7 protein-coding genes are annotated in these 4028 nt (G+C 47.3%); all 7 read left to right on the top strand.

What is annotated here, in order from left to right; genetic code table 11:
* Positions 1 to 368: RluA family pseudouridine synthase (locus LGT40_RS00775; RefSeq protein ID WP_264177782.1), on the top strand; the 368-nt coding region annotated here is incomplete at its 5' end.
* Positions 365 to 1027, top strand: a complete 663-nt coding sequence (locus LGT40_RS00770) for an HAD-IA family hydrolase (protein ID WP_226075277.1) — start codon at positions 365 to 367, stop codon at positions 1025 to 1027. The genes LGT40_RS00775 and LGT40_RS00770, both read left to right, overlap by 4 nt.
* A gap of 44 nt (positions 1028 to 1071) precedes the next feature.
* Positions 1072 to 2055 (top strand): S49 family peptidase, encoded by a 984-nt coding sequence (locus LGT40_RS00765; RefSeq protein ID WP_226075275.1) that lies wholly within the window; start codon positions 1072 to 1074, stop codon positions 2053 to 2055.
* Positions 2040 to 2216: a hypothetical protein gene (locus tag LGT40_RS00760; RefSeq protein ID WP_226075274.1), complete on the top strand. Its 177-nt coding sequence runs from the start codon at positions 2040 to 2042 to the stop codon at positions 2214 to 2216. The genes LGT40_RS00765 and LGT40_RS00760 overlap by 16 nt, the downstream gene beginning before the upstream one ends.
* Positions 2207 to 3046, top strand: coding sequence for an HDOD domain-containing protein (locus LGT40_RS00755; RefSeq protein WP_226075272.1), 840 nt, complete (start codon positions 2207 to 2209; stop codon positions 3044 to 3046). Before LGT40_RS00760 ends, LGT40_RS00755 begins: the two co-directional genes overlap by 10 nt.
* Positions 3047 to 3087: 41 nt before the next feature.
* Positions 3088 to 3735 carry an adenylate kinase gene (locus LGT40_RS00750; protein ID WP_226075270.1) on the top strand — a complete coding sequence of 216 codons (648 nt, stop codon included), beginning with the start codon at positions 3088 to 3090 and terminating at the stop codon, positions 3733 to 3735.
* Between the two features lie 11 nt (positions 3736 to 3746).
* A partial coding sequence (locus tag LGT40_RS00745) for a PfkB family carbohydrate kinase (protein ID WP_226343127.1) occupies positions 3747 to 4028 on the top strand: 282 nt, incomplete at its 3' end.

The raw sequence follows: 4028 nt of genomic DNA, 5'->3' as shown, positions 1-4028 counted from the left end.
AAAAAAACTCATTGAGTTCCGGGGAGCGCATGGTGGTAGTGGATATCAATGGTAAAAAATCCAAAACAATGTTTGAGGTAAAACAGAATTTTGCTGGATGTCAGCTGGTTGCCGCCAAACTCTTCACCGGCCGCACTCATCAAATTCGAGTGCATAGCGCGAGCCAGTCACATCCCGTAGCTGGTGATGAAAAATACGGTGACCGCGAGTTTAATAAACGTCTTAAGTCATTCGGATTAAAAAGAATGTTTTTGCATGCCTGGCAACTTTCGTTGAAACACCCGATCACTAATGAACCCATGACCTTTACAGCGGAACTACCCGAGGCATTGCAGACAGTTTTACAACAATTGGATGTAACATCATGAGCCCATATCAAATGATTGTTTTTGACTGGGATGGCACCTTGATGGATTCTACCAGCCATATTGTGTTTTGCATGCGGGAAGCCATTCACAAGCTGCAATTGTCCCCATTAACCGATCATGCCATCAGCCAGATTATTGGCTTGGGATTACCGGAAGCAGTTCGCACACTCTACCCGCACAGCTCGGATGCCGATATTCAGCGGCTGGCCATGGCTTATCGGGAAATATGGCTGGATCATCCACATGAATCACTGATGTTTGATAATGCGGTCGAGTTATTGCACAAACTGGCCGATCAGAATATTTTTCTGGGTGTTGCAACCGGCAAGGGCCGTCGTGGACTGGATAAAGTGCTTGCGGCGACTGGCTTGGGCGATTTATTTACCGCTACACGTTGTGCCGATGAATGCCATTCCAAACCACACCCGCAAATGCTTGAGGAGCTGATAAGCTTCTGCGGAGTTGAAGCAGAATCGACTATCATGGTTGGCGATACCGAATTTGACTTGCTTATGGCTCACAATGCCAGAGCGAAAAGTGTCGCTGTTACACATGGTGCGCATGCCCTGGAGCGTTTACAAGCATGTGATCCACTCCATATCGTGGATGACTTATTTGCTTTGGATGATTGGCTGCATGGCAACAATGAACGCTTTTGATTATGATGTGACCCACTAACTTTTACTGTTCAGGATGAAAAACAATGGCAACTTTTGGCGACTTCCCACCAGAACACAAGCAAGATCCACAGAGTCCTTCATCACAGAATGACCCTTGGGAGCGTAAAGTTTTACAAGATCTTGCTTTCGCCGCCATAAAAGAACAGCGCGCAACACGTCGTTGGGGCTATCTTTTTAAATTTCTGGTACTGCTGTATTTTGTCGCTATCTTCCTGATGACCAGACCTTTTGGTGAGGCTAATCTGCCTTCTGGTGCCCATACCGCGTTGGTCGATGTGAATGGCGTTATAGCCCCGGATATGGAAGCCAGCGCAGATCGTGTTGTTACCGGCATACGCGAGGCTTTCGAAAGTCCACAGGCCAAAGCATTAATTATCCGAATGAATACCCCCGGCGGCAGTCCGGTTCAGTCCGGTGTAATTAATGATGAAATCACCCGTCTACGAGCCACTCGTCCTGACTTCCCGGTATATGCCGTCATTCAGGATGTCTGTGCCTCTGGTGGTTATTATATTGCGGTCGCTGCCAATGAAATTTATGCCGATAAGGCCAGTATTGTCGGCTCAATTGGGGTCAGGATGGACAGCTTTGGTTTCACTGAAGCAATGGACATGGTCGGTGTAGAAAGACGTTCTTTAACGGCGGGCGATAATAAAGCCTTCCTCGATCCTTTTATGCCGCTCAAAGAAAGAGATGTTGAGCACGCGCATGAAATGCTCAGCAATATCCATCAGCAATTCATTGATGTCGTCAAAGCCGGCCGTGGCGATCGTTTAAAAGAAAATGATGAAATATTTTCCGGTTTGTTCTGGTCAGGAGAGCAGGCTTTGGAATTGGGTCTGATTGACGGCTTGGCCAATAGCAGTACCGTTGCCAGAGACATTGTCGGTGCAGAGGAAATTGTCGATTACACACCTCGTCCGAGTTACCTCGATCGTTTTGCTGGCAGTCTGGGAGTCAAAATCAGTGAAATCCTGCTAAGCAGTCAATATTGGAATCTTCGTTAATGGAAACCAGTCATCACAACGAACAACAAACCAAGGCCTTAGCAGAGCGTGAAGAATTATTCCGCTATGCCGATCTGAAACATCCGTTGATAGCCTTGCTCTTTACTGAAGCAACATTGGAAAAGCTGACGCCTGACGAATCGGATCAAACATGGCTTTGACACCACAATCACTGGTCAACAAATCGCTGGAATTGGTCTCACCACCCAGTACCTACGCCCGGCTTGATGAATTAATTCATGACCCCGACAGTGCCATTGATGATATCAGCAAAGTCATTAATACTGACTCGGCGCTGACAACACGATTATTAAAAATCGTCAACAGCCCTTTTTATGGTTTTCCATCGCAAATCAACACGATCTCCAGAGCAATTACCGTTATCGGAACCCGCGAACTAACCAATCTGGTTTTGGCGACCTCGGTGGTCAATGCCTTTACCGGTATTCCCAAGACGCTGATTGAGATGAACACCTTTTGGCGACACAGCCTGGCCTGTGCGATTTGTGCCAAACTGCTGGCAGAAGCCGCCGGACACAAGCAAAGTGAGCAATATTTGATTGCAGGCCTGTTACACAATATTGGCAGTTTGGTTCTCTATCAGTCCGTTCCCGAGCTGGCCGGTGAGTCGATCAAAAGCGCCCGCTTTGGTCACGAAGTATTACATTTGGCAGAAAAACGGGTGATCGGGTTTGATCATACTGAAGTCGGAGAAGCATTAATCCAGACGTGGCGCTTGCCGGAATCTTTAGGATTTGTTGCCAGACATCATCATCAACCCGTGGCCTCAGGTTATGCCGTGGAAGTATGCATCGTGCATGTCGCGGATGTGATGGTCAGCGCCGTCCCCTTCGGTCATAGTGGTGATCAACACGTTCCACCGCTGGATCCCGTAGCATGGGAACGGTTAGGGTTATCGCCAGAAATCATTCCACCACTACTGCGCAAAGTCACCATTCAATTGGAACATTTGGCAGCAAACTTATTATAAATAATTCACTTAAACGAACAGCAAACTAGTAAGAGGCAAACATGAGAACAGTATTACTTGGCGCGCCGGGTTCCGGTAAAGGTACTCAGGGTGTTTTTCTATCGAAAAAATTCGATATCCCACAAATTTCAACAGGTGATCTGCTACGTGCCGCGGTTACTGCCGGATCTGAGCTTGGTAAACAGGCTAAATCTGCAATGGATGCCGGTGCACTGGTATCTGATGAAATTGTGATTGGACTTATTCGTGAACGGTTGACCCATGATGATGCCAAAAATGGTTATATTCTGGATGGCTTTCCCCGCAACATTGCCCAGGCTGAAGCATTGGATCAAATGCTTGCAGATCTTGGGCAGCCACTTCAAGGTGTTGTGTTACTGGACGTGCCCTTTACAGAGCTGATGCAACGCTTGACTGGTCGACGTACCTGTAAAGATTGCGGTGCGATTTTCAATGTGCACCTATCCCCTCCTAAACAAGATGGTGTTTGCGATAATTGTGGGGGTGAATTATTCCAGCGTCAGGATGATAACGAAGCCACCATCGAAAACCGCCTTAAAGTGTATGAGGAACAAACCGCACCACTGGTCGGGTTTTATCAACAGCAAAACAAATTGCATACCATTAAAGGTACCGGTGATATCGATTCCATCACCGATGCCGTCGGCGCTATCTTCGACAAAATCTGATTGTTTAACTGATGGCCGTTATTCTGGCAACCGGCATTGCCACGTTGGATATTATCAATGAGGTTGCCTGTTATCCTGCTGAAGATAATGAAGTTCGGGCTTTATCACAACGCATCAGTCGAGGTGGTAATGCCAGCAATACGCTTTGTGTATTGAGCCAGCTTGGCCATCAAGGTTTTCTGATGGCCACATTGATTGATGAAGCCGATGGGCAGGTGATCGAAGCTGATTTGCATCGCCAGCAAATTGATACCCGGTTTTGCCCTCGTCTGAGCGAGGGCAAAATGCCAACC

The sequence above is a fragment of the Methylophaga pinxianii genome, assembly GCF_020447225.1.
GTDB lineage: Bacteria > Pseudomonadota > Gammaproteobacteria > Nitrosococcales > Methylophagaceae > Methylophaga > Methylophaga pinxianii.
The sequence above is the reverse complement of the archived record's forward strand: the minus strand, read 5'-3'. Positions and strand labels throughout refer to the sequence as shown.